Here is a 25,830-nt window from a genome sequence, read left to right as displayed (position 1 = left end):
GACCTGCTTGTCGTTCAGTCGATTACGCCCAAATGCAAAGGATGGATACGTGAGCGAAACAGTCTTGCCCAAAGATGATTCCGAACCGGTGCTGGTCAACTCCGCGCCGACACCCGACCCGATTGGCCCGAAGCGTTCCGGCAGCCGCAGCAATGGTCTGGTGATACTGGCTTTACTGTTTGGCGTGGCGGGCATTGGCGTAGCCGGGTGGGGCGTCTGGCAGCTGCAAGCGGTTCAGGCCAGTCATCAGGTGCAACGCACGCAAATGCTCGACCTCGCGGCCCAGACTCAGACCTTGCAACAGCACGAACAGCAGCTCTCGACTCAGTTGGCGCAATTGCCAGCCGCCGGCGAACTCGAAGAGCGCCGTCGTCTTGTCTCGCAATTGCAGGGTGACCAGCAGCGTTTGAGTCAGCGTCTGGAAACCGTGCTGGGCGCCAGCCGCAAAGACTGGCGACTGGCCGAAGCCGAACACTTGCTGCGTCTGGCCAGCCTGCGTTTGTCTGCTTTGCAGGACATCAACAGCGCTCAGGCACTGGTGCAAGGTGCTGACGAAATCCTCCGCGAGCAAGACGATCCCGGCTCTTTCGCGGCACGCGATCAATTGGCGAAAAGCCTGGCGGCGCTGCGCAGTATCGACCAGCCGGATCGTACCGGCCTGTTCCTGCAACTGGCTGCGCTGCGCGATCAGGCCGCACAGCTCAACGAGCTGGCACCGGAATACAAGGACAAGGGCGAGTCGCTGCTGGGCCTGACTGTCGGCGACAATCAAGACAGCCGCTGGGCGCAGTGGTGGGATGAAATCTCGCATTACATCCGTATCGACTTCAATGCCGACAAAAATGTACGTCCGCTGCTGGCCGGACAGAGCCTGACCCAGGTTCGTCTGGCGTTGAGTCTGGCTATTGAGCAGGCGCAATGGGCTGCGCTCAATGGCGAGCCACAGGTGTACACCCGAGCGCTGGTTGAAGCGCGGGACGTGCTGCTGAGCAATTTCAATCAGGATAACTCGCAGGTCAAATCCCTCAGCGAACGCCTGGAGGCATTGCGCGGCCAGCCCGTTTCGGTGAAGACGCCCGATCTGGCCCAGAGCCTGAGCGCGGTCCAGGCTTACCTTGGGCGCCGACACATGGCGACTGATGCGCCGGACTCAAGCAGCCAACCTGCCGAAACCAAGCAGGGGATCAGCCCATGAAGCGTGCCTACATCCTGCTGTTCGTTGCGATTGCCATCGCGGCACTGATCGGCGTGGCAGTTGCCGAACATTCCGGCTACGTGCTGATCGCGTACCAGAACTTCCGTTATGAATCGAGTCTGTGGGCCACGTTGGGCCTGCTGATCGCCGTCTGGCTGGTGGTTTACATTGTTCGGCTGCTGCTCGGTCTGGTGATGACTTCCAGTGGCGTGGTCAATCCATGGTCGCGACGCAATCGCAGCCGCCGGGTGCAAGTGGCCATCGAGCAGGGTCAGATGGACCTCGCGGAGGGCCGTTGGGCCAGCGCCCAACGTCACCTGCATCGGGCTGCCGAAGCCGAGCCTCAGCCGCTGCTGTTTTACCTCGGTGCTGCCCGGGCTGCCAACGAGCAGGGCAAATACGAAGAATGCGACGGTCTTCTTGAGCGGGCGCTGGAGCGCCAGCCGCAAGCGGAGCTAGCGATTGCCTTGAGTCATGCGCAGCTGCAACAGGATCGCGGTGACACCGACGGCGCATTGACCACCTTGCAGGCCATGCAGCAACGCCATCCGCATAACGTGCAGATCTTGCGTCAACTGCAGCGCTTGTACCGGCAGCGCGGTGAATGGTCGGCGCTGATCAAGCTCATGCCTGAGCTGCGCAAGGATAAAGTCCTGCCGCCTCAGGAACTGGCCGAACTGGAGCGTCGCGCCTGGGGTGAAAACCTCACGCTGGCTGCCTATCGGGAACAGGAAGGCGATGCAGCCCCAGCGGGCCTGCCAGCGCTGGACAAGGCGTGGGACGGGCTCTCCTCGGCTCAGCGCCAGGAACCCCAGCTGGTTCTGGCGTATGCCGAGCAACTACGCCGCCTTGGCGCTGATGCCAAGGCCGAAGAAGCGTTGCGCTCAGCACTCAAGCGCAACTACAACAGCCACCTCGCGCGCCTTTACGGGTTGGTGCGCGGCAGCGATCCGGGACGCCAATTGCAGACAGCCGAGGGCTGGCTCAAGGAACATTCCACGGATCCCAGCCTGTTACTGACACTTGGTCGGCTGTGCCTGCAAAGCAGTTTGTGGGGCAAGGCTCGGGATTACCTGGAAAGCAGCCTGCGCTTGCAGCGAAATCCTGAAACCTGTGCAGAGTTGGCGCGCCTGTTGGGCCAGTTAGGGGAAACCGAGCGCAGCAATCAGCTGTTTCAGGAAGGCCTGGGCCTGCTTGACGAGCGGCTGCTGGCGCGTCCATTGCCAGCATTGGCAGGCTGACTTCAGCCAGCAATCGTGCAACGGTGTTGAGCGCTTCGATGGCGAAATGTAGGAAAATTCTCCCGCAGTTCGCCATCGCAGGTTTTTTCTTTCGATGGGCTGTATAGAAGCGCTGCTCTTCTGTCAGGAACTCCCGCCCCAATCACGGAAGTATCCTCACGGCAGCTCCTTGAAAGGGCTGTGCGCTTTCCTCTACCGTAACCATCTTCGTTTCTTGTTACGGATTCGCCATGCCTCTGGCTCGCACGCGCTCCCTGTTTTTCCTGGCGTTCATCGCATGTGCATTGATCATCGGCACCGTCGTATATCTACAACGGGTGTTCGGACTGACCCCTTGCGTGTTGTGTCTCTGGCAACGCTGGGTCTTCCTGCTGTGCGCCGTCATGTCGCTCGCAGCTGCGTTGCATGCGCCGGGCACAGCGGGCAGTCGTCGCTATGGCGTGCTGATTCTGCTGCTCGCCTTGTCCGGCGCAACGCTTGCCGGTGCACAGGTCTGGTTGCAAACGGCGACGGCGGACGAGCTGGTACCGGTGATAGCCGCAATTGAACGAGGCCTGGATTTTCTCTTTCTGGGTGATTATGTCGACCGCTTACGCCTGGACGCTGGCATGTGCGCCGAAATCAACTGGTCGCTGTTCGGCATCAGCCTGCCGGAATGGAGTCTGCTGGCGTTCGTGGGCCTTGCGTTGCTGGCGCTATACCCACTGTGCAGGCCGTCGGTGAGCCTTTCAGGTGCCGAAAGTCGGGTCGAGGATTAAACACTTGTATGAACTTTGTCTCCTGCGTACCTTGATGGCCTAGTCATGCGGGCATAATCTGGGCCGCAAGCGTTATTGGAATTATGCAAACCTTGCGCACATAGCCTGTCTCCTTCGCTGGGACAATCCAAAGGCCGAAGCAAGTCTGCATGCCCCTGAAGGGAAGAGAGAACATCATGTTGGAAAGTTGTCAGAATGCTCAGGAACGCTGGGGTGGGGTCAATAAACTCATCGACCGCTGGCTACAGGACCGCCTGGAACTGATTCGCGTCTATGACGCACTCGGCGATACCCCCGAGGCGCTGGCCGCTGATCGCGACGGCCTGCAAAAATTTTGTGAAGTGCTGGTGGATTACGTGTCCGCCGGGCATTTCGAAATCTACGAACAATTGACCAGCGAAGCCAAGGCGTTCAACGATGAGCGCGGACTTGAGCTGGCGGAAACCATTTACCCGCGTCTGGACGTCATCACCAAGTCTGCCCTGGCATTCAACGACCGTTGCGACAAGGGCGATTGCTCTGACTGCACCGTGGTTGCCGCTGAGTTCAATACGCTGGGTGGCTTGCTGCATGAGCGCTTCGAGCTGGAAGATTGCCTGATCGAAGTGCTGCACAATTCCCACAAGGAAGAAATCGCTGCTCAGGCTTGAAGCCTGCTTATTGCGATGGACATGTGCGATCAAAGTTGTTGTAGCCAAGGGGTGCGTTCTGCACCCCTTGGCACATCTGGACTTCGGGTTTTGCTTCCGATTGAAGCCTTACTGGCCGACAGCGACCAATTCGATCTCGAACACCAGCGGCGTATACGGATCGATCAGATCGCCCGCACCTTCGGCACCGTAGGCTTGGTCAGAAGGAATCACCAGACGCCATTTGGCACCCACCGGCATGCCTTGCAGCGCAGTGGTCCAGCCGCTGATCACGCTGTCCAGACGAAACCATTGCGGCTGGGCGCTCTGGTCGAAAACCGTGCCGTCCGGCAAACGTCCGACATAACGGACCTGAACCCGCCCATCAATATTCGGCTTGGCGCCAGTACCCGGCGTCAGCTCGGTCATCAAGATGCCGTCTGCCAGTTCCTTCACACCGGGCTTGGCTTTTTCGCTGTCCATGAAGCGCTTTTCGGCGCTCAGTGCCGCCTCACTTTGCGGTTCCGACACGCCTGAAGCTTCGGCTTGCGCGACTGCCGCGTCATGCTCGCTGAGGATTGCATCGATGCGTTCTTTTTTCAGCGCGAGCGGTTTGCCTTTGTAGGCTTGCTGCAAACCTTCGATCAAGGCGGGCAATTCCAGGTCTGGAACTTCCTGATGCAAACGCTCACCCAGGCTCGCCCCGAGACTGTACGCAAGATCATGCGCATCGCTGGACGCACCGGTTTCCGCGGCCTGAGCCAGGGGTAGCAAGAACAACAACGACGTTAACAGGTAGCGCGACATGAATGCTCTCCGGCCTGGGAAGTGAGCGATTATGCCAGTGCAATCGCCTGCATGTGATGACACTTGCCAAGTGTTTTTTGCAGGGCCTTGATCAAAGACGCCGCAAGCATTTTCCCGCGCATGCAACAGGTTGCTTTCTACACTGTCAACATGCGCTAGCGGCGGTGCAGGCAGAGGTCTAGTATGAGCCGCAATTCAGCCAGCCAGAGGGTAAATCATGTCGGCCAAAAAGAAGCCAGTAAACACCCCGTTGCATTTGCTCCAACAGCTTTCGAGCAGCTTGCTCGAGCACCTCGAAGACGCCTGTTCGCAAGCTATGGCTGATGCCGAGAAACTGCTCGCCAAGCTTGAAAAACAACGTGGTAAGGCACAGGAAAAACTGCACAAGTCGCGCACCAAATTGCAGGACGCGGCTACTGCCGGTAAAGCCAAGGCGCAAGCCAAGGCCAAGAGCGGCGTCGCCGAGCTGGAAGAATTGCTCGACGCTCTCAAGTCTCGCCAGACCGAGACGCGCACCTACATCCTGCAACTCAAGCGTGACGCTCAAGAAAGCTTGAAGTTGGCTCAGGGCGTTGGTCGCGTCAAGGAAGCTGTCAGCAAAGCCCTGGACAGCCGCGCCGCCAAGCCAGCGCCAGCCAAGGCCACTGCGGCCAAAGCCGTTACCGCCAAAGCGCCAGCGCCAGCCGCCAAGCCAGTTGCAGCCAAACCGGCTGCCAAAGCTGTTGCCGCCAAGGCACCGGCCAAAGCACCAGCAAAAACCGCTGCCAAGCCGGCAGTCAAAGCAGCACCCGCCAAGGCTCCGGTTAAAGCTGCGGCCAGCGCATCTGCGGCAAAACCAGCGGCCGCTAAACCTGCCGCTGCCAAAGCTGCCGCCGCCAAGCCTGCTGCCAAACCGGCCGTTGCTAAACCAGCCGCTGCCAAGCCTGCGCCAGCCAAACCAGCCGCCGCTAAAGCGCCAGCTGCCAGCGCTGCTGCCAAGCCTGCGGTAAAAGCGCCTGTCAAAGCAGCCGCCAAGCCAGCAGCCAAAGCTCCGGCCAAAGCCGCTGCCGCGAAACCTGCTGCCAAGCCAGCCGCAGCTAAACCAGCCACAAAACTGGCCGCTGCCAAACCCGCTGTGGCCAAGCCGGCAACACCGGCCGCTACCGCAACTCCAGCGCCAGCGCCGACAGCACCTGCAGCAACGCCAGCAGCACCGGCAACCAGCGGCACAACACCAACCAGCGCTTCCTAAGTCTGGTTTGCCGCGACGCGCAGCACATGCAGCGCGTCGCGGTTCCTGTTGGCCGCGTCACCCGCCAACAGCGTCAACCAGTCTTCCTGATCCCTTGTTCCGGTCGCTGACCAGCCCTGCGTCTGCGCTTCCAGCCTCGCCAATAATTCACGCTCGGCCTCAAGCTCCAGTGCCTTGACGCGCTCGCGAAACGAGCCCAGCGCCGCATCATGCTGTGCCGCATTGCGCCATTGCGTGCGCAACTCCCGAAGCGGACGCACCACATCGTCATGCCAGGGCGTCGCCAACTGTCCGATTTCCAGGGCGCGTTGCGCGTTGCAGACCACATCACGGCGCATCAGCCAGACGCCACATAACAGCAGGCAAACGTTGGCTCCGCTGGCTTGCAAGCTCAGGCAGGCCGCTTCGATCCCCGGTTTGGCATAGAAGTCGAGGGTGAAACTCCAAAGGTCAGCATGCATAGTGATCTACCTGTTTGAGACGAAGCTGGTAGACTCCGCCGCCATTATGATTCGACTTCAAAGCCTTACCTTACAGCGTGGCCCGCAACGTCTGCTAGAAGACGCCGAGCTGACCCTGCACGCCGGTCAGAAAGCCGGCTTGATCGGTGCCAATGGCGCCGGTAAATCCAGCCTGTTCGCGTTGCTTCTGGGTGAGTTGACCCCGGACTCCGGCGACTGTCTGCTACCCGCCGACTGGCGCATCGCTCACATGCGGCAAGAGATCGACACCCTCGACCGCATTGCGGTGGACTACGTGCTCGATGGCGACCTGCGCCTGCGTGAAGTGCAGCGTCTGCTGGCACAAGCCGAAACGGCGCAGGACGGTGCCGCTCAGGCGCGCATGCACTCGGAGCTGGACAGCGCCGATGGCTACACCGCTGACGCCCGAGCGCGCAAATTGCTCGCCGGCCTGGGCTTCACCAATGAGCAAATGGACAAGCCGGTATCCGACTTCTCCGGTGGCTGGCGGATGCGTCTGAACCTGGCGCAAGCCTTGATGTGCCCGTCAGACCTGTTGCTGCTTGATGAGCCAACCAACCACTTGGACCTCGACGCCATCCTGTGGCTGGAAGACTGGCTCAAAAGCTATCCCGGCACCTTGTTGTTGATTTCCCACGACCGGGATTTCCTCGATGCCGTGGTCGATCACGTGGCGCACGTCGAGCAGCGCAAGATCACCCTTTATCGCGGCGGCTACAGCGCCTTCGAACGCGCCCGCGCAGAACGTCTGGCCCAGCAGCAACAGGCTTATGACAAGCAGCAGGCGCAGCGCGCGCACATGGAGAAATACATCGCGCGCTTCAAGGCCCAGGCCACCAAGGCCAAACAGGCCCAGAGCCGGATCAAGGCCCTGGAGCGGATGGAAGAACTGTCGGCGGCGCATGTTGATTCGCCTTTCGACTTCACCTTCCGCGAGTCCAGCAAAATCTCCAGCCCACTTCTGGATTTGTCCGACGCCCGCTTGGGTTACGGCGACCGTGCAGTGCTGGAGAAGGTCAAGCTGCAACTCACGCCGGGCGCACGCATTGGTCTGCTCGGGCCAAATGGCGCGGGTAAATCGACGCTGATCAAAAACCTCGCCGGCGAACTTGAGCCGTTGAGCGGTCGGCTGGTGCGCGGCGAAAACACCGTGGTGGGATATTTTGCCCAGCATCAGCTGGACTCGCTGGATTCCAAGGCCAGCCCGTTGCTGCACTTGCAGCGCATTGCGCCGACCGAACGCGAGCAAACTCTGCGCGACTTCCTCGGCGGCTTCGACTTCCGTGGCGCGCGTCTCGACGAGCCGGTGCTGAATTTTTCCGGTGGTGAAAAAGCCCGTCTGGCCCTGGCGCTGATTGCCTGGGAAAAACCCAACCTGCTGCTGCTCGACGAACCCACCAACCACCTGGATCTGGAGATGCGCCTGGCCTTGACCATGGCCCTGCAGGAGTTCAGTGGCGCGGTGCTGGTGGTTTCTCACGATCGGCATCTGCTCAAAAGCACCACCGATGACTTCCTGCTGGTGGCTGACGGCCGCGTGCAGGAATTCGACGGCGATCTGGAAGACTACGCGCGCTGGCTGGTGGAATACCGCCTGCGTAACGCACCGGTCAGCAACACGCCGATCAACGTCGACAAGACCGACAAGAAGGCCCAGCGCCAACAGGCAGCGGCCTTGCGTCAGCAATTGGCACCGCACAAGAAACAGGCCGACAAGCTGGAACGCGACCTGGGATTGCTGCACGAGAAGCTTGCCAAGGTCGAAGCCGCACTGGCCGACAGCGCGAACTACGAAGCCGCCAACAAAGACAAGCTGCGCGATCTGCTGGCCGAACAAGCCAGCCTGAAGGTTCGCGAAGCCGAACTGGAAGAGTCGTGGATGGAATCGCTGGAACTGTTGGAGTCCATGCAGGCCGAACTGGAAGCCTTGTCGTGATGCGGGTTCGTGCCTGATGGGCAGTTTCAACTTGCCGGTGCCGCCTTACTGGGTCGAACCAATCTGGCTGGGCGTGCAGATTCTGCTGATTCTGCTGGCGGGCTATCTGCTGCAACGTCTGGTGGGGCGCTTCCTGACTCGCCTGGGCGAGCGCTATCCCCTACCACCGGAACTGCTGATGCCGCTGCGTGGCGGCTTGCGCTGGCTGATTATGGGCAGCGCGTTCGTCTTCGTGCTCGGTCGGCTGGGTGTTTCCGCCACTGTCCTGTGGACTGCGCTGTCGGGCTTTGTCGCCGTGGCCGCCGTAGCGTTCTTCGCCATGTGGAGCGTGCTCTCCAACCTGCTGTGCGCGATCCTGATCTATACGATTGGGCCGTTCCGTATCGGCGATGTGGTTGAGCTGGTCGACACCCTCGACAAGCCCGGCGTCAAAGGCCGCGTCACCGCCATCAATTTGATGTTCACGACGCTGATCGAACTGCCCGAAGCAGGCGGCGCACTGGTGCAGGTGCCCAACAGCCAGTTTTTCCAGAAGTCGGTCCGACGCTGGCGTGGCAGTGATGTTCTGCCGATAGCCTCGGCCGAAAAGCATCTGGGCGATCAGTAGTTTTCCTGAAACTACACGCGATTGTAATAAACCGATGGTCAAATGCCCGCGCAAACACTAGCTTATCCGGTACTTCCGGAGGATTGAGGTGTGTGATGGCGTTGGAAACATGGCTGGGTTTTTTTGCCGCGTGCTGGGTAATCAGTTTGTCGCCGGGGGCGGGCGCGATTGCGTCGATGTCCTGCGGCCTGCAATACGGTTTCTGGCGCGGCTACTGGAACGCACTAGGCCTGCAAATCGCGCTGGCGGTACAGATTGCGATTGTCGCAGCGGGCGTTGGCGCGGTGCTGGCAACCTCAGCATTGGCCTTTACCCTGATCAAATGGTTTGGCGTCGCGTACCTGATTTATCTGGGCGTTAAGCAATGGCGAGCGCTGCCTGCCGACATGTCCGACAATCCGGCCATTCGCCCCATCGGCAAACCGCTGAGCCTGGTATTGCGCGGCTTCCTGGTCAACATCAGCAACCCGAAAGCGCTGGTGTTCATGCTGGCGATCCTGCCGCAGTTCATCGATCCGACCGCACCGCTGCTCGCTCAATACCTGACCATTGGTGCGACCATGGTCTGCGTCGACATGATCGTCATGGCCGGTTATACCGGGCTCGCCTCGCGGGTGCTGCGCCTGCTGAAAACTCCGAAACAGCAACGCCGGATGAATCGCACATTCGCCGGTTTGTTCGTGGGCGCGGCGGGTTTTCTGGCGACGTTGCATCGGGCTTGAGGTTGCTGGCGCGCCGTAAACCCGCGATTGCTGTAGGAGCGGCTTTAGCCGCGAGACCGCTCTCCCGGCTAAAGCCGGTCCTACGGGACAATTTTCGTAAAAAAGCCGACACGAAGTCGGCTTTTTTGTGGGCGATTGAACGCTAGATGGTCAGCGTCCAGTCGTAGTCCACGATCAGCGGCGCGTGTTGCGAGAAGCGCGGCTGGCGTGGCAAGCGGGCGCTGCGTACGAAACGGCGCAGGCCTGGAGTCAACAGTTGATAGTCGAAACGCCAGCCAAGGTTGAGCATTTCGGCCTGTTCGTTATCCGGCCACCAGCTGTATTGATCACCTTCGCGACTGACTTCGCGCAAGGCATCGACATAACCCATGGTGCCGACAATCTCGTCCATCCAGGCGCGCTCTGGCGCCAGGAAGCCCGGTGATTGCTGGCTGTCACGCCAGTTTTTGATGTCCAGCTTCTGTTGCGCCACGTACAGCGAGCCGCAATAAATGTACTCGCGACGCTTGCGGCGCTGCTTGTCCAGATACTTGCCGAAATCGTCCATAAGCTTGAATTTCTGATTCAAGTCTTCGTCGCCGTTCATTCCCGAAGGAAGCAGCAAGGTAGCAATACTGACTTTGTCGAAATCTGCTTGCAGGTAGCGCCCGTAACGATCGGCTGTTTCGAAGCCCAGACCGCTGATTACCGCTTTCGGTTGCAACCGCGAATACAGCGCCACACCACCCTGGGCCGGCACTTCTGCTTCGCAGGCATATAGGAAATAGCCATCCAGTTGGTAGGCTGGGTCGTCCAGTTCGAAGGCGGAGGCGCGGGTATCCTGAAGGCAGATGACGTCGGCATTCTGAGCCTGCAGCCAACTGAGCAAACCACGCTCGACTGCGGCCTGAATGCCATTTACGTTCACACTGATGATCCGCATAAATGGCCCCAAAAATCACGTGCGTGTATGATACCCGAGCTCTACCTAATTAGCTAAATCCGTGGTATTCGGGGCTTTTTTCATGCAAGCGTATCAGCGCGATTTCATTCGTTTTGCCATCGATCGCGGGGTTTTGCGCTTCGGTGAGTTCACTCTCAAGTCCGGACGCACCAGTCCGTACTTCTTCAATGCCGGCCTGTTCAACAGCGGTTCAGCCCTGGCGCAGCTCGGTCGTTTCTATGCGGCGGCAGTGGTCGAAAGCGGTATTTCCTTCGACGTGCTGTTTGGGCCGGCTTATAAGGGCATTCCCCTGGCGGCCGCTACGGCCGTGGCTTTGGCTGAACATCACGGGATGGATTTGCCGTGGTGTTTCAACCGTAAAGAAGCCAAGGCCCATGGCGAAGGCGGCAGTCTGGTGGGCGCACCGTTGACCGGCAATGTGCTGATCATCGATGACGTCATCACCGCTGGCACGGCGATTCGCGAGGTCATGCAGATCATCAAGGGCCAGGACGCGACAGCGGCCGGAGTCTTGATCGCACTCAATCGACAAGAGCGCGGCAATGGCGAGCTTTCCGCGATTCAAGAGGTCGAGCGCGATTTCGGCATCCCGGTGGTGAGCATTGTGTCGCTGAACCAGGTGCTGCAATTTTTGGCAGATGATCCGCAACTCAAGCAACATTTGCCTGCGGTCGAGGCCTATCGGGCTCAATACGGGATCTAAAGGACGCTTATGCCAGCTGGCTTTGAGCTTGTGATCGCGACGTCGAAGGAGCGCCATGCGTAGATTGAGCGTCATTTGCTTCTGTTTATCGCTGGGCCCATTGCTTTCGCCGTTTGCGATCCAGGCGGCAGAGGCACCTGAAACTCTGCTCTATCGCTATGTGGATAGCCGCGGCGTGACCGTCCTGGATCGTCAGGGCGTACCGCCGGAATATGCCGCAAAGGGTTATGAAGTGCTCAATTCGCGCGGGCGGGTGGTGCAGGTTGTGCCGCCGCCGCCGACTGCCGAAGAGCTGGAGCAGGCGCAAGTCGCCAAAGCCAAGGCGACCGCCGATGAGCAACTGTTGCGCCAGTACAGCAGCGTCGACGACGTGGACCGAGCCAAAGCACGCAAGCTCGCCGAGCTGGATGCCCTGGTGGATGTGGCCAAGGGCAATATCCTCAATCTCAATGCGCAGCAGAGCAGCCTGCAAAAGCAGGCCGCCGATCAGGAGCGGGCAGGGCGCGCCGTACCGCAGACCTTGATCGACCAGCTTGCCGATCTGCGCACTCAGCAGCAGAGTCTGCGCACGGACATCCAGCGCAACCAGGCCGCACGCGCTCTGGCCGAGGTGCAGTTTGCCGTGGAGCGGGCACGGATCACTAAACTGTTAAGCCACTGATTCCGTTTTTTTACGATTTTGACGGGCTTTGTCGCTCGGCAACTCCTCCAGCGCCGGGCCGTACGGATTGCCGGACGCCGTATTGATGAGATAGCTTCTGACGCGATTGTTAGCGCCAGGAATATCACGCACAGCAACGCAATGCACGTCGTGGATCATCGCGAGCCTGTCGCCCAAGGCAATGGGCCGCCATTTATGAGGGTTGGCGGCAGACTCCAGGCCGTTGATGTACGCAAACTCTCCCGGCTTACCCAAGGTATTTCCGACTGACTCGTTGAGTTTGTAGGCCAGCTTGATCATAAAGCCCACACCTCCAACGACTGGCCCAGCCCGGAACAAAAGTCCTTCGAAGGGGTTTAAGCCACTGCGGTAAGAGTTTGCTGAAGAGACCAGGAGTTTTTTGGTTAGCGTGCCCAGCGCCGGAAGGCTCCGAGTTACAGAGGGTACGCTGGCTTTCAGGATCAACTTTACGAAACCCCGGAAGAAGCTGAATACAGGCTTCGCCAGCACAAGCCCGATGTCTATTGTGCAGGCAAGCACGGGGCGCTCGTCCGTCTGGAGCGCATTGAAACAGCCGAGCCCAGGAACAATCACCTCCAGTAAACGCAATATCGGCGGGTAGGTATTGCTAACAAACTCTGAACCGGTTTGATGTTTGTTTTGATCGAATAGAGCGCGCTCATTGAAAAACAGGTTTCGTCTGGCAATAAGAACACCAATGCGGCTCAACCGGGTAGATGACAAGGGGCTGACAGAAGGCGCGGGATGCACCACTGTCGGTAGAGCATGACCAATATGAACGGTAACGACACGGCTGGTGATATTCAGCCTGGGCTGCGCAAGGGTTTCATAAGCGGTCCAGTCCACCGCCAGATCAATACCGCCTCGGTGCATCTGATTGGAAACTAGCTTCGGCATACCGTCAGGCGGCAATGGATGCAGGTCTGTACGCCGCTGCACGATGCCGGACAGGGGGAAAACTTCATACGCAAATGTGTTGCCGTTATAACGACAGACAAGGATGAAGCCTTGCCTGCCCTGACATAACGCCCGCTGTCTCTCGGTTTCCAATTCCATGGGTATACCGGTCTCACGCCGCAGCAGGTAAAAATCCAGCCGGCCAAATTCAACAGCCAATCGGTCCTGGAAGGGAAGTCCAGACAAGAGCATTTCAATGATAAAAGCATAGGCAGTTTCAACATCACGCCTGTAGTCGGCGAACGCCTTGCGGTACATCTCGTTAATATCGATGTCCTTCAGCTGCTCAATATCGGAGGCATAGGTATCGGCCCAGAAATCCTCATCATATTTAAGATGGGGCTCGAACTTATCCACGCCCTCTTTCATAGGCCCGGCTACGAATAGATCCAATAAATAAAACCTGCCTGCACGAGCGGAGGGATCCGGGTTCCTGAGTGAGTACTCCAGTTCCTTGCCCAGGGTAGTGGGCCGCATGATCAGCTGCTCCAATACTCTGGCGTTATAACCCAGCACCTCATTGAATTTTGCCAGGCCAATCTCCAAGCGGTCAGGCGCTTTGCGTAACAGGACTTCAATCGCAGCGGCTAGTTTGAACTGGTGCTCGTCCAGTGCTTTGGAGGCTGTCTCGATCTCAGTGACGGAATAATCAGCCAGCGCCTTCATTGGCAAAATATTGTTGGCAATCGCCCATTGAATTGTCGGAGCCAGGCGCATTTCGATGATGAGCTGTCTTTCGCTATCCGTTGCCATGTGAATCAGGTTGAGCGGGATTTCAACCAGCTGTCGGTAGTCGAGCCGCTGCGACGAACCCGGAAACAGCCTTTCCGCCATCGCTACGCCATGGGCAAAGTTCACCCATAACCCAGTGCCATAGCGAAGCTCCTCAGCTGGTTTGCGAAAGGCCAGCTCCGGTTGCAAAGGCGCCAGTATACGCGTGGCGATCCGGGCTGAATTCCTGGAGCGCCCGCCCTGAAGGTCACGCGTCTTCCACTCAAGGATGCTTGCGAACTCCTCTTGAATAGCAGACAGGCGTTTGCCCCAATTCTCCGGTTTTGCGAGTTCATACCCGCCAATACTCCAGGGCTTGGCGTGATCGGTCGGATCGAGCTCCAGAATCAAAGCCTTCCATACCAGTTGCCGGACGATCATGGGATCAGCCCGTTCGTTTTCCGCAGCGCCGTACCAGCCCAGCGCCACAGTCAGACGCCGGCCAATTTCGCTGGCTGTCTCGCTGCTCAACATGCTTTCGAACAGCAGGTCGAGCTGTTCATCCGACAGCAATGCGTCGCCAGCGGCAGCCAGACGCTCCCAGGACAATAGCTGCAGCAGCGTCGCCAGCTCGAAGGGGATCGCAGCCACGCCGCTGCTTTGCGCCTCAAGAATGGGCAACGCTTGCGCACGTACACCAGCGCTCTGCTCCTGCACATAATCGCGGACAGTTTTTTGGATCAGCTCGATTTGCGGTGGTTTCAACAACGGCGCCAACGCACCGATTCCGAAACCCGGACTGACAGGCCCTTCCTCCGGTACATGAACAGACGCGGGGAGTATGTCGATAGACATGGCATTTTCTCGATAGAGGGAACATCCCTAGACGTTCCCCGATCGGAAAAAAAAGAAATGCAGGCAGTGCCTGTGATCGCCGCACGACACTTCACAGCACCCAGACAGGTACTTCTTCCTGAGCGGTCATCCCCTTCTGACACGCAAAAAAAACCCCGCCGGATTTCCCGGCAGGGTTTTTGATCAAGGGTTGAGCGTCAGACGCTCAACCCATCAATGCCGCTTGCGATTGGTGATCTGCGTGCCCACGCCGCTGTCGGTGAAGATCTCCAGCAGCACCGCGTTCGGCACGCGACCATCGATGATGTGCGAGCTGTTGACGCCACCCTGGACCGCTTCCAGCGCGCAACGAATCTTGGGCAGCATGCCGCCGTAGATCGTGCCGTCGGCGATCAGGCTGTCGACTTGCTCGGTGGTCAGCCCGGTCAGGACTTCGCCCTGCTTGTTCATCAGGCCGGCGATGTTGGTCAACAGGATCAGTTTCTCGGCCTTGAGAGCCTCGGCAACCTTGCCCGCCACCAGATCGGCGTTGATGTTGTAGGACTCGCCATTGGGGCCGACGCCGATTGGCGCGATGACGGGGATGAAGTCGCCTTTGACCAGCATGTTCAACAGATCGGTATTGACCCCGACGACTTCGCCAACCTGGCCGATATCAATGATTTCCGGCTTGGTCATTTCCGGCGTCTGACGCGTGACGGTGAGTTTCTTCGCCCGAATCAGCTCGGCGTCCTTGCCGGTCAGGCCGATAGCGCTGCCACCATGCCGGTTGATCAGGTTAACGATGTCTTTGTTGACCTGGCCGCCCAGCACCATTTCCACAACGTCCATGGTCTGCGCATCAGTGACGCGCATGCCATCGATGAAGTGGCTTTCGATGGACAGGCGCTTAAGCAGATCACCGATTTGCGGCCCGCCGCCGTGAACGACCACCGGGTTGATTCCCACAGCTTTCATCAACACGATGTCGCGCGCGAAGCCGGTTTTCAGCTCGTCGCTCTCCATGGCGTTGCCGCCGTACTTGATCACCAACGTCTTGCCGACAAAACGGCGGATGTAGGGCAGCGCTTCGGACAAAACCTTGGCGACGTTGGCTGCGGAATCACGTTCGAGGGTCATTCAGGGCTCCAGTCAAAGGAAAAAACAATCAGAAAGGCAGTTCGAGGTCCGGCGCGACTTTTTTCAGTTCGGCGTGGAACACGTCCTTGATGCGCTGCAACTCGGCCTCGGTTTCAGCTTCGAAACGCAGCACCAGTACCGGCGTGGTATTGGAGGCGCGAACCAGACCCCAGCCTTGCGGGTAATCCACGCGAACGCCGTCGATGCTGGTCAGTTTGGCGTCGCCCCATTGAGCGTCTTTTTCCAGCGCTTCAATGATGGTGAACTTGGTGACGTCGGTGACCTTGATATTGATTTCAGGGGTCGAGATGTCATTCGGAAAGGTTTCGAACAGCTCTTCGGCGGTCTGCGATTCCTGGCTGAGGATTTCCAGCAGGCGTGCAGCGCTGTAGATGCCGTCGTCGAAACCGAACCAGCGTTCCTTGAAGAAGATGTGGCCGCTCATTTCGCCGGCCAGCAATGCGCCGCTTCTGCGCATTTCTTTCTTGATCAACGAGTGACCGGTTTTCCACATCACCGGACGACCGCCATGCTTGCTGATCAGCGGGGTCAGGCGGCGCGTGCATTTCACGTCGAAAATGATGTCGGCGCCGGGGTTGCGCTTCAACACGTCCAGCGCGAACAACATCAGCAGGCGGTCTGGATAGACCACGTTGCCCTTGTTGGTCACAACACCAACGCGGTCGCCGTCGCCGTCGAACGCCAGGCCCAGATCAGCGCCGGTTTCTTTAACCTTGGCAATCAGGTCTTGCAGGTTTTCCAGCTTGCCCGGATCCGGGTGGTGGTTCGGGAAATTGCCATCGACTTCGGCGAACAACGAAATCACTTCACAGCCCAGCGCTTCGATCAGTTGTGGGGCAATGACGCCAGCAGCACCGTTGCCGCAGTCCACGACAACCTTCATTTTGCGCGCCATGACGATGTCGTCCTTGATCTGCTTGTAGTAGCGATCAAGGATGTCGACTTTGGTCACGCTGCCTTTTTGCGAGGTCAGGTTGCCGGTCTTGATGCGCTCGTGCAGCGCCTGGATCTGCTCGTTGGCGAGGGTGTCGCCGGCGATGACGATTTTGAAGCCGTTGTAATCCTTCGGGTTGTGACTGCCGGTGAGCATCACGCCGGTCTTGCCCGCCAACACGTTGGCGGCGTAGTACAACGCCGGGGTCGGTACCAGGCCGACATCGCTGACGTGGCAGCCGCTGTCGTGCAAGCCTTGAATCAGTTGCTGTACCAGCTCGGGGCCGGAAAGACGGCCATCGCGGCCAACGCTGACGTTCGGCTCGTTCTGCGCCAGGCTCTCGGAGCCGATCGCGCGACCGATCCAGTACGCTGTTTCAGCGCTGAGTGTGTCCCCGACCACGCCACGAATGTCGTATGCGCGAAAAATGTCGTCAGGGAATTTTGGTGCCACGGATGCTGGGGTGTTCATAACTGGGGGGTGCTCCGATCTCAGGAAGTCCTGGTTTTCGTCGAGGATGTCGATATCGAGAATGTCGGTATCTTGAAACAGCGGATCGGTCCAATCGCTTAGTGCTGCGGAGGAAGCCGACGCTGAAGCACTGCTTTGTTCAATGTCCGGTATTGCGCCTGATTGCCCACCGGCCACATCGACGGCCGGGGCCGAGGACTGGTTGCGCGGTGAAAAGCGGGCGAGGCTCTGGGCCAGGCTGTGAAGCGCGGGCAGGTCCAAACCGAAAGGTTTGACGGCTTTTCCGCTGGAGAGTTCTTCAAGCAGCTGATTGAGCTGACGGGCGTCAGCCTGGATCCGCCGCTGCAAGGCTCGCTCATTGAGGTACAAGCCCAGCACAACGCCTGCCAGAGCGATCAACGCCGCCAGCGCCAGCAGCAGAAAGGGCGGCGAAGATTTCAACGCCGGCCCGGGGGTAAATTCCAGTTTCCAGTTGGCAAAGCCGGTATCGATGCGTTCGGGTTTGCCGCCATCGGACTGCCCGCGCTGCAGAAACACCTGCTCGGGGCCATTGCCGAACTGCTGGATCAAGCGAACCTGGCCCACCGACTCGGGGATGACCGGCAGCGCATTGAGCAGACGTTGCGGATCGTAGGCCAGCAGCAAGGTCCCACTGACCGGCGCCGTCGGACCGGCACGCAGCGGCGCCGCGCTGTAGATCATCCAGCGCTCACCGACTTTGCGCGCCTCGGGAGCCGCCTGCTGACCGCGCGCGGCCTGACTGAGCATGTCCAGCGTCGAAAAGCTGATCGGCATCGCGCCTTGGGCATCAACGTCAGTCATACCCAGCGGATTGACTCGCGCACCCAGCACCCCGTCCCAGAAGCGCAGCGGACTGACCGTGGCCTCAAGCACCGCAGGATTGTTGGCTTGCAGCGCCACGACCAGACCGGCGTTCAACGCTGCGGCCTGGGTGTCGGCATTCATCTGCTTGAGCGCCACGCCGACCGATGCCGCCTGCGCGTTACCCCAGACTTGCTCGGCCTGAACTTGCTGTTGCGGCTTGTTGATGAGCGCCATGCACACCAGCACGCTCGCAGCGCCCAGCCCGATAACGGCGGGCCACAAACCGGGGGAGAGGGCGCGCAGGCGCGCAGCCAGAAGCTGGGTGCCTTTATTTTCGGAACGCTGGGTGGCTGTCACCTGACCTCTCTCCACGAATTCATCCTGAACTGCCTATCCCTTGCTCGCTTGAACGCAGCCCGCATCACGCGTGCCGCCATCCAGCATTCGGGTCAAGAATCAGTGGCTGCCGGAATGGCCGAAACCGCCAGTACCGCGCTGGCTGACGTCGAACTCTTCAACCAGTTCGAAATGCGCCTGCACCACTGGCACCAATACCAACTGGGCAATACGTTCGCCGATGGCGATCTTGAATGCGGTCTGGCCGCGATTCCAGCACGACACCATCAATTCGCCCTGGTAATCAGAGTCGATCAAGCCCACCAGATTGCCCAGCACGATGCCGTGTTTATGGCCCAGACCGGAGCGCGGCAGAATCATCGCGGCAAGGCCTGGATCGCCGATGTAAATCGACAGGCCGGTCGGGATCAGCAAGGTCTGGCCCGGCTCCAGCGTGGTGTCTTCCTTGAGCATGGCGCGCAGGTCAAGGCCGGCGGAACCGACGGTGGCGTAGGCCGGCAGCGGAAATTCGTTGCCAATGCGAGGGTCGAGGATCTTGGCTTGTAGAGCGTGCATTCGTGATTAAACCTGGTTCATTCGTTCGGCGATAAAGGTGATCAGCTGGCGGGCAATCTTGCCCTTGCTGGTCTGGGCGAAGAGCGTTGCGTGCAGCGCCCGGTCGATCACGCTGCAAGCGTTTTCTTCGCTGTTGAAGCCAATGCTTGGATTGGCGACGTCGTTGGCGACGATCAGATCAAGGTTCTTGTCCTTGAGCTTGCGGGCAGCGTAGTCGAGCAGGTGTTCGGTTTCGGCGGCAAAACCGACGCTGAAAGGCCGATCCGGACGGCCTGCGATAGTGGCCAGGATGTCCGGGTTGCGCACCATTTGCAGCAGCAAGCCGTCACCGGTCGCAGGATCTTTCTTGAGTTTGTGTGGGGCGACGACTTCTGGACGGTAGTCCGCTACCGCTGCAGAAGCGATGAACAAGTCGCAGGGAATCGCGGCTTCGCAGGCGGCCAGCATGTCGCGGGCGCTGACCACGTCGATTCGCGAGACGCGATCCGGCGTCGGCAAGTTGACCGGCCCGGTGATCAGCGTGACGCGGGCGCCAGCCTCAACAGCGGCTTCGGCCAGGGCAAAACCCATTTTCCCGGAGCTGTGGTTGGTGATGTAGCGCACCGGGTCGATGTTTTCCTGGGTCGGCCCTGCGGTAATAACCACGTGTTTGCCGGTCAGCGACAGGCGCTGGAAACAATCGGCAGCACATTGGGCAAGGTCGGTGGCTTCGAGCATCCGGCCAAAACCCACGTCGCCACAGGCCTGGCTGCCGGTCGCCGGACCGAAGACGCGAAAATCCCGCTCTTCCAGCTGGCGTGTGTTGGCCTGCACCGAAGGGTCGCGCCACATCGCCTGATTCATCGCCGGAGCAATCGCCACGATGGCGTCGGTGGCCAGGACCACGGTGGTCAGCAAGTCGTTGGCAATGCCTTGGGCCAGCCGGGCAATAAGATCGGCAGTCGCCGGGGCGATCAGGACCAGATCGGCCCACTTGGCCAGCTCGATATGCCCCATCGCCGCTTCAGCGGCCGGGTCGAGCAGATCCATGTGCACCGGGTGCCCGGACAAAGCCTGCATGGTCAGGGGCGTAATGAACTCAGCCCCGCCACGGGTCATGACGACCCGAACTTCGGCACCCTGGTCGCGCAAACGCCTGACCAGCTCTGCGCTCTTGTAGGCCGCGATGCCGCCGCCGACGCCGAGAACGATGCGTTTCCGATACAGCCGCTGCATAGGCCTGCCTTTTAGTCGAGTGATACGCAACGGCGATGACGTTCCCCAGGCCAATCGCCGCGCAAAAAAGATGGGCTAAGATAGCACAGCGACCGCACTGGAACAGCGGCGCCCACACACATGGAGGTGCTATGAGTATTCGTGATTGGCCTGCGGCGGAGCGCCCGCGGGAGCGGCTGTTGGAACTGGGTGCGGCGAGTCTTTCCGACGCTGAATTGCTGGCGATCTTTTTGCGCACCGGAGTGACCGGAAAAAGCGCTGTCGACCTGGCCCGTCATCTGCTGAATCAATTTGACGGACTGCGCGGGCTACTGGATGCGGACCTGGCAACATTCAGTTCACATTTGGGTCTCGGATCAGCGAAATTCGCCCAGTTACAGGCCGTAATGGAAATGTCGCGCCGACACATGGCCGAGTCCCTGAAGCGTGATTCCGCGCTGGAAAGCCCATCCCAGGTGCGAAATTACCTCAAGGCCCGATTGCGCCACGAACCCCACGAAGTCTTCGGCTGCCTGTTTCTGGACAACAAACACCGCGTGCTGTGCTTTGAAGTGCTGTTCCACGGCTCGATCAACACCGCGCACGTGCATCCTCGGCAGGTGGTCAAGCGCGCGATGGTGCACAACGCCGCGAGCCTGATCCTGTGCCACAACCACCCCTCGGGCATCACCGATGCCAGCCAGGCCGACATCGAGCTGACTCAGCGCCTCAAAGACGCGCTGTGGCTGATCGACGTGAAGGTGCTCGACCACGTGATCATCGGCGACGGCGATCCGCTGTCGATGGTGGAATGTGGGTTGATGTAGGGAACGATTCACTGCCCTCGCAGGAGCGGATTCATCCGCGAAAGCTCGATCAGGCGACAGATTAGTCTCTGCCGCCGACGCTTTCGGGAATAAATTCCCTCCTACAGGTTCATCCCCGGCCGAACCTACTTCACCTGCACCTTGAAGAAGTCCTGCCGACCGAACGGGCTGACTTGATATCCCGTCACGTCCTTGCGAGTCAGCGCGGCGGCGGTTGGGTGGGCCAACGGCAACCACAAGGCCTGCTGCTGGATCTGCTCCTGCGCCTGGTGATACAGCTTGCTGCGTGCCGCCTGATCGCTGGTGGCCTTGCCGTCGCTGATCAGCTTGTCCAGCTTCGCGTCGCAATAACGGGCGAAGTTGGTGCCTGACTTGACGGCGGCGCAGGAAAATTGCGGCGTCAGGAAGTTATCCGGATCGCCGTTATCGCCTGCCCAACCCATGAACAACAGGTCATGCTCGCCCGCTTTGGCGCGACGAATCAGCTCGCCCCACTCGATCACCTTGATCTCGGCAGTGATGCCAACTTTGGCCAGATCGGCCTGGAGTAATTGCGCGCCGAGGCTTGGGTTCGGGTTAAGCAGGCTGCCGGACGGCCGCGTCCAGATGGTGGTCTTGAAGCCGTCTTTCACGCCAGCCTTGGCCAGCAGTTCCTTGGCCTTGGCGATGTCCAGCTTGTAGCCGGGCAAATCTTTGGCGTAGCCCCAGGTATTGGGCGGATACGGCCCGTTGGCAGCTTCGGCGGTGCCTTCGAACACCGCCTTGAGATAGGTCGGTTTGTCGAAGGCCAAATTGATGGCCTGACGCACTTCAGCCTTGTCGAACGGCGGATGCTGGCTGTTGATCGCCAGGAACGCAGTCATGAACGCCTCGGTTTTTTCGACTTTCAGCGCAGGATCTTTCGCGGCTTCCTGGATATCCAGAGGCTTGGGCGACAAAGTGATCTGGCATTCATTCTGGCGAATACGCTGCAAACGCACGTTGGCGTCCGGCGTGATCGCGTAGACCAGCGCGTCGACGCCAGGCTTGCCGGCGAAATAATCAGCATTGGCCTCATAACGGACCACGGCGTCCTTCTGGAAGCGCTTGAACACAAACGGCCCGGTGCCGATTGGCTGGCTGTTGAGTTTTTCCGGCGTGCCGGCCTTGAGCAACTGCGCGGTGTATTCAGCCGAATAGATCGAGGCGAAGCCCATGCTCAGCGTGGCGAGGAAAGTGGAGTCGGCATGATCAAGAGTAAACCGCACGGTCAACGGGTCCGGGGCGTCGATTTTCTTGATCAGCGCCGGGAGCTGCATGGACTGCGCATGGGGGAAGCCGCTTTGGGCGACTTTGTGCCATGGGTTCTGCGGATCGAGCATGCGCTGGAAGCTGAACACCACGTCATCAGCGGTCAGTTCGCGGGTCGGGGTGAAGTAATCGGTGTGATGGAATTTCACTCCCGGGCGCAGCTTGAAGTCATAGGTCAGGCCGTCCGGGGAAACCGTCCAGCTCTGCGCCAGGCTTGGCACCAGCTTGCCGCTCTTGGCGTCGAAATCCACCAGACGGTTCATCAGCACGTCGGCCGAGGCGTTGGTGGTCGTCAGGGAGTTGTATTGCACGACGTCGAAACCTTCGGGGCTGGCCTCGGTGCAAACACTCAAAGTCGTCGCGGCCTCGGCCAGCAGCGGGGCGAACAAAGGAGCGAGCAAAAACGGTATCGCAGCAAGACGCATGGCTATATTCCTGTCAGAAAAGGGCCCCATCTGCAGGCGCAGTCTGGTAAGGGACTTACCCTAGACCATGCATCGGCTCAGAACAATCGCTGTAACACGACGAGCGGTAGATTTGCTATCGTCCCCGCTGGCGCGCCACTGCTGGGCTGAACGGCCTGCGATATCGACAGGCAAAGCGCATTGCCTGTTGTTGCATGCCAGCCTTTCTGGTATAAAGCAGCGCTCTTTTCTAGGGGCCCGGTTCCTTCACTGTAGGTGTAGCCGGTAAGACCCTTAAAGAAACGCGGCGCCTGGCGCCAAATGACTGAGAGATTAAGCGGCCAACCCATGCCGGGTTGGGCATGTGGTTTTAGAGGGCTGAGGCATGTCGAGAGTATGTCAAGTTACCGGTAAGGGTCCGGTGACTGGGAATAACATTTCCCACGCAAACAACAAAACCCGTCGTCGTTTCCTGCCAAACCTGCAGCATCACCGCTTTTGGGTTGAAGAAGAGAAACGTTTTGTTCGTCTGCGCGTATCTGCTAAAGGCATGCGTATCATCGACAAGCGTGGCATCACTGTCGTGCTTGCTGAACTCCGTCGCGACGGCAAAATTTAAGGGAGAAAGTCATGCGTGAATTGATCCGTTTGGTGTCGAGCGCTGGTACAGGCCATTTCTACACCACCGATAAGAACAAGCGCACCACTCCGGACAAAATCGAAATCAAAAAATTCGATCCGCGGGTTCGCAAGCACGTGATCTACAAAGAAGCCAAAATCAAGTAATTGATTTTTCTTCTACAAAAAAGGCCCACATCTCACGATGCGGGCCTTTTTTGTGGGCGATGCTAAAACTTCAGCCAATGAGAAAGTCGACGATCATGCCCTGCTCATCGGTATCGATGGAAATGCGCTGGGGATCGTATTCAAAACTCTCGGATGAATAATCGTAGGCAGGAATAAACATCACACTGTCCGGACCGACAACGCTGGTCCTGCCGGTCAGGCAACTGATATAGGCTTTGACGCAAGGGTTGTACGGGTTGCCGATCATGTGTTTGATTCGCTCGTAAGCGGCTTCGTTGGTCACGCAGATCTTCCTTGTATGCTGGGGATTTCCTTGAGTGGAAACACTATTCTCAACCCCGACAAACGACGCCGCGCGGTACACACCTATATTTTTTGCTCGAACACCACGTAGATCTTGCGGCACGGCTCCAGCACTTCCCACGTGCCTTTGAAGCCCGCCGGGATCACAAAGCGATCACCGACGCGCAGGGTTTTCGAACTGCCCGCTTCGTCCCGCAGCACCGACACGCCCTGGACGATTTCGCAGTACTCATGCTCGGTGTAATTGACCAGCCACTGCCCGACCTGACCTTCCCAGACACCCGCACTCATTTGTCCACACGGGCTGTTGTAGTGGTTGTAGAGCGTCTGATCAGGATCACCTTTGAAGATCTTCTCTGGCGCAGGGCGGTAGTGTTCGGCAGGGGTGCCGGCTTCGCTGAAATCCACGATGCTGTCGATGGTCATTTTTCATTCTCGCGGTAGAGGCAGTGCTGGTTTGACGAAGCGCTAGGGCAATAGTGCCCGGCTGCATCAGCCATGTTGAATAAAACGAACATCGCCGGGCCGCTCAGGTCGTTTCTGTCAAATATATTGGAAATCGCCCAGTCACTGGTTTAGGGTGGCGAATGCCGTTATTTGATCTCATCGTATTCTCAAAGCGTGCGTTTCTGGCCGTGTTTGCCGATTCGAGCATGCTTCAACCTATCAAGCGGAGGACATTCGTATGACAACCCTGACCCATGCTGACTGGGAAAAACGCGCCCAGGATCTGAAGATCGAAGGCCGCGCCTTCATCAATGGCGAATACACCAACGCCGCATCCGGCGATACATTCGAATGCCTTAGCCCGGTTGATGGCCGACTGTTGGCCAAGGTCGCCAGCTGCGACATTGCCGATGCCCAGCGCGCTGTTGAAAGCGCCCGCAACACATTCAATTCCGGGGTCTGGTCGCGTCTGGCGCCGGTCAAGCGCAAGGCTGCGATGATCCGCTTTGCCGCGCTGCTCAACAAAAATGTCGAAGAGCTCGCACTGCTTGAAACCCTGGACATGGGCAAGCCGATCAGCGATTCGTTCGGCATTGATATTCCCGGCGCTGCCCAAGCCTTGAGCTGGAGCGGCGAGGCTATCGACAAGCTGTATGACGAAGTTGCCGCCACCCCGCACGACCAGCTTGGGCTGGTGACACGTGAGCCGATTGGTGTGGTCGCGGCTATCGTGCCGTGGAACTTCCCGCTGCTGATGGCCTGCTGGAAACTCGGCCCGGCGCTGTCCACGGGTAACTCGGTGGTGCTCAAACCGTCGGAAAAATCGCCACTGACCGCCATTCGTGTTGCCCAACTGGCAATCGAAGCGGGCATTCCGGCGGGCGTGCTTAACGTGGTGCCAGGTTATGGCCACACCGTGGGCAAGGCGCTGGCCTTGCATATGGACGTCGACACCGTGGTGTTCACCGGCTCGACCAAAATCGCCAAGCAATTGCTGGTGTATTCGGGCGAATCGAACATGAAGCGCGTCTGGCTCGAAGCCGGCGGCAAAAGCCCGAACATCGTGTTTGCCGATGCGCCGGACCTGCAGGCTGCCGCCGAGTCCGCTGCCAGCGCCATCGCCTTCAACCAGGGCGAAGTCTGCACCGCCGGTTCGCGCCTGCTGGTTGAGCGTTCCATCAAGGACACCTTCCTGCCGCTGGTCATCGAAGCGCTGAAAGCCTGGAAGCCGGGCAATCCGCTGGATCCGGCCACTACGGTCGGCGCGCTGGTCGATACCCAGCAGATGAACACCGTGCTCTCGTACATCGAGTCCGGTCACAGCGACGGCGCCAAACTGGTCGCGGGCGGCAAGCGCATCCTGCAGGAAACCGGTGGCACCTACGTTGAGCCGACGATTTTCGACGGCGTGACCAATGCCATGAAAATCGCCCAGGAAGAGATTTTCGGCCCGGTTCTTTCGGTATTGACGTTTGATACCGCCGAAGAAGCCATCCAGATCGCCAACGACACGCCGTACGGCCTCGCTGCTGCGGTGTGGACGGCCAATCTGTCCAAGGCGCACCTGACCGCCAAAGCGTTGCGTGCCGGCAGCGTGTGGGTCAATCAGTACGACGGCGGCGACATGACCGCGCCATTCGGTGGCTTCAAGCAATCGGGCAACGGCCGCGACAAGTCGCTGCATGCGTTCGACAAATACACCGAGCTGAAGGCGACGTGGATTAAGTTGTAAAAATGTAACAGGCCCGTTGGAGCGAGGCTTGCCCGCGAATGAGGCCGTTAGATCCAATGCATATCTTGCGTCAGGAATATCGTCT

25 protein-coding genes are annotated in these 25,830 nt (G+C 59.2%); 14 read left to right on the top strand and 11 right to left on the bottom strand.

What is annotated here, in order from left to right; all coding sequences use genetic code 11:
* The first annotated feature begins 49 nt into the window (after positions 1-49).
* From AFK24_RS08535 to AFK24_RS08520, 4 genes are all read left to right on the top strand, one after another.
* Positions 50-1,195 carry a uroporphyrinogen-III C-methyltransferase gene (locus AFK24_RS08535; protein WP_065832832.1) on the top strand — a complete coding sequence of 382 codons (1,146 nt, stop codon included), beginning with the start codon at positions 50-52 and terminating at the stop codon, positions 1,193-1,195.
* Positions 1,192-2,436 (top strand): heme biosynthesis protein HemY, encoded by a 1,245-nt coding sequence (locus tag AFK24_RS08530; RefSeq protein WP_065832831.1) that lies wholly within the window; start codon positions 1,192-1,194, stop codon positions 2,434-2,436. Before AFK24_RS08535 ends, AFK24_RS08530 begins: the two co-directional genes overlap by 4 nt.
* Before the next feature lie 230 nt (positions 2,437-2,666).
* The gene (locus AFK24_RS08525) at positions 2,667-3,194 is read left to right on the top strand and encodes a disulfide bond formation protein B (protein ID WP_065832830.1); all 528 of its coding nucleotides are present in this window, start codon (positions 2,667-2,669) and stop codon (positions 3,192-3,194) included.
* A gap of 176 nt (positions 3,195-3,370) precedes the next feature.
* Positions 3,371-3,844, top strand: a complete 474-nt coding sequence (locus tag AFK24_RS08520) for an Rsd/AlgQ family anti-sigma factor (protein WP_065832829.1) — start codon at positions 3,371-3,373, stop codon at positions 3,842-3,844.
* A 108-nt stretch (positions 3,845-3,952) separates the two neighbouring features.
* On the opposite strand, the gene AFK24_RS08515 is transcribed toward AFK24_RS08520, so the two are convergent.
* Positions 3,953-4,630 carry an FKBP-type peptidyl-prolyl cis-trans isomerase gene (locus AFK24_RS08515; protein ID WP_065832828.1) on the bottom strand — a complete coding sequence of 226 codons (678 nt, stop codon included), beginning with the start codon at positions 4,628-4,630 and terminating at the stop codon, positions 3,953-3,955.
* A 217-nt stretch (positions 4,631-4,847) separates the two neighbouring features.
* Between AFK24_RS08515 and AFK24_RS08510 the strand changes: the two genes are divergently transcribed.
* Positions 4,848-5,861: an AlgP family protein gene (locus AFK24_RS08510; protein WP_065832827.1), complete on the top strand. Its 1,014-nt coding sequence runs from the start codon at positions 4,848-4,850 to the stop codon at positions 5,859-5,861.
* Here the strand turns inward: AFK24_RS08510 and AFK24_RS08505 are convergent.
* Positions 5,858-6,322 (bottom strand): TIGR02444 family protein, encoded by a 465-nt coding sequence (locus tag AFK24_RS08505; RefSeq protein ID WP_065832826.1) that lies wholly within the window; start codon positions 6,320-6,322, stop codon positions 5,858-5,860. The genes AFK24_RS08510 and AFK24_RS08505 overlap by 4 nt on opposite strands.
* 46 nt (positions 6,323-6,368) lie before the next feature.
* On the opposite strand from AFK24_RS08505, the gene AFK24_RS08500 reads away from it, so the two are divergent.
* From AFK24_RS08500 to AFK24_RS08490, 3 genes are all read left to right on the top strand, one after another.
* Positions 6,369-8,279 (top strand): ATP-binding cassette domain-containing protein, encoded by a 1,911-nt coding sequence (locus AFK24_RS08500; RefSeq protein WP_065832864.1) that lies wholly within the window; start codon positions 6,369-6,371, stop codon positions 8,277-8,279.
* Positions 8,280-8,295: 16 nt separating this feature from the next.
* On the top strand, positions 8,296-8,886 hold the full coding sequence (locus tag AFK24_RS08495; protein ID WP_020291962.1) for a mechanosensitive ion channel family protein: 591 nt from the start codon (positions 8,296-8,298) through the stop codon (positions 8,884-8,886).
* Between the two features lie 95 nt (positions 8,887-8,981).
* Positions 8,982-9,608: a LysE family transporter gene (locus AFK24_RS08490; RefSeq protein WP_065832825.1), complete on the top strand. Its 627-nt coding sequence runs from the start codon at positions 8,982-8,984 to the stop codon at positions 9,606-9,608.
* A 142-nt stretch (positions 9,609-9,750) separates the two neighbouring features.
* Here AFK24_RS08490 and AFK24_RS08485 read toward each other — a convergent pair whose 3' ends face one another.
* On the bottom strand, positions 9,751-10,530 hold the full coding sequence (locus AFK24_RS08485) for an exodeoxyribonuclease III (RefSeq protein ID WP_020291964.1): 780 nt from the start codon (positions 10,528-10,530) through the stop codon (positions 9,751-9,753).
* 82 nt (positions 10,531-10,612) lie between these two features.
* Here AFK24_RS08485 and pyrE point away from each other — a divergent pair, with 82 nt between their 5' ends.
* A complete protein-coding gene (gene pyrE, locus AFK24_RS08480) occupies positions 10,613-11,254 on the top strand; it encodes an orotate phosphoribosyltransferase (RefSeq protein ID WP_065832863.1) in 642 nt (213 codons plus the stop codon).
* A gap of 55 nt (positions 11,255-11,309) precedes the next feature.
* Positions 11,310-11,915: a DUF4124 domain-containing protein gene (locus AFK24_RS08475; RefSeq protein ID WP_065832824.1), complete on the top strand. Its 606-nt coding sequence runs from the start codon at positions 11,310-11,312 to the stop codon at positions 11,913-11,915.
* Here the strand turns inward: AFK24_RS08475 and AFK24_RS08470 are convergent.
* The 5 genes from AFK24_RS08470 to coaBC all read right to left on the bottom strand — a co-directional run bounded on the left by AFK24_RS08470 (position 11,904) and on the right by coaBC (position 19,956).
* Entirely contained in the window at positions 11,904-14,459 is a 2,556-nt protein-coding gene (locus AFK24_RS08470; protein WP_139110466.1) for a hypothetical protein, read from the bottom strand. The two genes, AFK24_RS08475 and AFK24_RS08470, sit on opposite strands and share 12 nt — an antisense overlap.
* 213 nt (positions 14,460-14,672) lie before the next feature.
* Complete coding sequence (gene argB / locus AFK24_RS08465) at positions 14,673-15,578, bottom strand: acetylglutamate kinase (RefSeq protein WP_065832822.1); 906 nt, start codon at positions 15,576-15,578, stop codon at positions 14,673-14,675.
* A gap of 28 nt (positions 15,579-15,606) precedes the next feature.
* Entirely contained in the window at positions 15,607-18,186 is a 2,580-nt protein-coding gene (locus AFK24_RS31875) for a phosphomannomutase/phosphoglucomutase (protein WP_346424277.1), read from the bottom strand.
* A gap of 99 nt (positions 18,187-18,285) precedes the next feature.
* The gene (gene dut, locus AFK24_RS08455) at positions 18,286-18,741 is read right to left on the bottom strand and encodes a dUTP diphosphatase (protein ID WP_065832820.1); all 456 of its coding nucleotides are present in this window, start codon (positions 18,739-18,741) and stop codon (positions 18,286-18,288) included.
* Between the two features lie 6 nt (positions 18,742-18,747).
* A complete protein-coding gene (gene coaBC / locus AFK24_RS08450) occupies positions 18,748-19,956 on the bottom strand; it encodes a bifunctional phosphopantothenoylcysteine decarboxylase/phosphopantothenate--cysteine ligase CoaBC (protein WP_065832819.1) in 1,209 nt (402 codons plus the stop codon).
* A 131-nt stretch (positions 19,957-20,087) separates the two neighbouring features.
* Between coaBC and radC the strand changes: the two genes are divergently transcribed.
* A complete protein-coding gene (gene radC / locus AFK24_RS08445) occupies positions 20,088-20,762 on the top strand; it encodes a RadC family protein (RefSeq protein ID WP_065832818.1) in 675 nt (224 codons plus the stop codon).
* 125 nt (positions 20,763-20,887) lie between these two features.
* On the opposite strand, the gene AFK24_RS08440 is transcribed toward radC, so the two are convergent.
* Positions 20,888-22,477 carry an ABC transporter substrate-binding protein gene (locus AFK24_RS08440; protein WP_065832817.1) on the bottom strand — a complete coding sequence of 530 codons (1,590 nt, stop codon included), beginning with the start codon at positions 22,475-22,477 and terminating at the stop codon, positions 20,888-20,890.
* Positions 22,478-22,841: 364 nt separating this feature from the next.
* Between AFK24_RS08440 and rpmB the strand changes: the two genes are divergently transcribed.
* Positions 22,842-23,075, top strand: coding sequence for a 50S ribosomal protein L28 (gene rpmB, locus AFK24_RS08435; RefSeq protein ID WP_007920377.1), 234 nt, complete (start codon positions 22,842-22,844; stop codon positions 23,073-23,075).
* A gap of 11 nt (positions 23,076-23,086) precedes the next feature.
* Positions 23,087-23,242 (top strand): 50S ribosomal protein L33, encoded by a 156-nt coding sequence (gene rpmG, locus AFK24_RS08430; RefSeq protein WP_003437824.1) that lies wholly within the window; start codon positions 23,087-23,089, stop codon positions 23,240-23,242.
* 70 nt (positions 23,243-23,312) lie between these two features.
* Here the strand turns inward: rpmG and AFK24_RS08425 are convergent, their stop codons facing one another.
* On the bottom strand, positions 23,313-23,546 hold the full coding sequence (locus AFK24_RS08425) for a hypothetical protein (protein WP_065832816.1): 234 nt from the start codon (positions 23,544-23,546) through the stop codon (positions 23,313-23,315).
* Between the two features lie 83 nt (positions 23,547-23,629).
* The gene (locus tag AFK24_RS08420; RefSeq protein WP_065832815.1) at positions 23,630-23,992 is read right to left on the bottom strand and encodes a cupin domain-containing protein; all 363 of its coding nucleotides are present in this window, start codon (positions 23,990-23,992) and stop codon (positions 23,630-23,632) included.
* Positions 23,993-24,251: 259 nt separating this feature from the next.
* On the opposite strand from AFK24_RS08420, the gene AFK24_RS08415 reads away from it, so the two are divergent.
* Positions 24,252-25,745: an aldehyde dehydrogenase gene (locus AFK24_RS08415; protein WP_065832814.1), complete on the top strand. Its 1,494-nt coding sequence runs from the start codon at positions 24,252-24,254 to the stop codon at positions 25,743-25,745.
* Positions 25,746-25,830 lie beyond the last annotated feature (85 nt).

Origin of the sequence: Pseudomonas syringae (assembly GCF_001698815.1) — a bacterium.
GTDB classification, from domain to species: Bacteria; Pseudomonadota; Gammaproteobacteria; order Pseudomonadales; family Pseudomonadaceae; genus Aquipseudomonas; species Aquipseudomonas syringae_A.
Note: the sequence above shows the minus strand (reverse complement) of the source record. Positions and strands in the feature narration are given on the sequence as shown.

Bases quoted from the DNA above. Each gene is read 5' to 3' on its own strand.
- AFK24_RS08530 (WP_065832831.1), top strand. From the start codon at position 1,192: ATGAAGCGTGCCTACATCCTGCTGTTCGTTGCGATTGCCATCGCGGCA.
- AFK24_RS08525 (WP_065832830.1), top strand. From the start codon at position 2,667: ATGCCTCTGGCTCGCACGCGCTCCCTGTTTTTCCTGGCGTTCATCGCA.
- AFK24_RS08520 (WP_065832829.1), top strand. From the start codon at position 3,371: ATGTTGGAAAGTTGTCAGAATGCTCAGGAACGCTGGGGTGGGGTCAAT.
- AFK24_RS08515 (WP_065832828.1), bottom strand. From the start codon at position 4,630: ATGTCGCGCTACCTGTTAACGTCGTTGTTGTTCTTGCTACCCCTGGCT.
- AFK24_RS08510 (WP_065832827.1), top strand. From the start codon at position 4,848: ATGTCGGCCAAAAAGAAGCCAGTAAACACCCCGTTGCATTTGCTCCAA.
- AFK24_RS08505 (WP_065832826.1), bottom strand. From the start codon at position 6,322: ATGCATGCTGACCTTTGGAGTTTCACCCTCGACTTCTATGCCAAACCG.
- AFK24_RS08500 (WP_065832864.1), top strand. From the start codon at position 6,369: ATGATTCGACTTCAAAGCCTTACCTTACAGCGTGGCCCGCAACGTCTG.
- AFK24_RS08495 (WP_020291962.1), top strand. From the start codon at position 8,296: ATGGGCAGTTTCAACTTGCCGGTGCCGCCTTACTGGGTCGAACCAATC.
- AFK24_RS08490 (WP_065832825.1), top strand. From the start codon at position 8,982: ATGGCGTTGGAAACATGGCTGGGTTTTTTTGCCGCGTGCTGGGTAATC.
- AFK24_RS08485 (WP_020291964.1), bottom strand. From the start codon at position 10,530: ATGCGGATCATCAGTGTGAACGTAAATGGCATTCAGGCCGCAGTCGAG.
- pyrE (WP_065832863.1), top strand. From the start codon at position 10,613: ATGCAAGCGTATCAGCGCGATTTCATTCGTTTTGCCATCGATCGCGGG.
- AFK24_RS08475 (WP_065832824.1), top strand. From the start codon at position 11,310: ATGCGTAGATTGAGCGTCATTTGCTTCTGTTTATCGCTGGGCCCATTG.
- AFK24_RS08470 (WP_139110466.1), bottom strand. From the start codon at position 14,459: ATGTCTATCGACATACTCCCCGCGTCTGTTCATGTACCGGAGGAAGGG.
- argB (WP_065832822.1), bottom strand. From the start codon at position 15,578: ATGACCCTCGAACGTGATTCCGCAGCCAACGTCGCCAAGGTTTTGTCC.
- dut (WP_065832820.1), bottom strand. From the start codon at position 18,741: ATGCACGCTCTACAAGCCAAGATCCTCGACCCTCGCATTGGCAACGAA.
- coaBC (WP_065832819.1), bottom strand. From the start codon at position 19,956: ATGCAGCGGCTGTATCGGAAACGCATCGTTCTCGGCGTCGGCGGCGGC.
- radC (WP_065832818.1), top strand. From the start codon at position 20,088: ATGAGTATTCGTGATTGGCCTGCGGCGGAGCGCCCGCGGGAGCGGCTG.
- AFK24_RS08440 (WP_065832817.1), bottom strand. From the start codon at position 22,477: ATGCGTCTTGCTGCGATACCGTTTTTGCTCGCTCCTTTGTTCGCCCCG.
- rpmB (WP_007920377.1), top strand. From the start codon at position 22,842: ATGTCGAGAGTATGTCAAGTTACCGGTAAGGGTCCGGTGACTGGGAAT.
- rpmG (WP_003437824.1), top strand. From the start codon at position 23,087: ATGCGTGAATTGATCCGTTTGGTGTCGAGCGCTGGTACAGGCCATTTC.
- AFK24_RS08420 (WP_065832815.1), bottom strand. From the start codon at position 23,992: ATGACCATCGACAGCATCGTGGATTTCAGCGAAGCCGGCACCCCTGCC.
- AFK24_RS08415 (WP_065832814.1), top strand. From the start codon at position 24,252: ATGACAACCCTGACCCATGCTGACTGGGAAAAACGCGCCCAGGATCTG.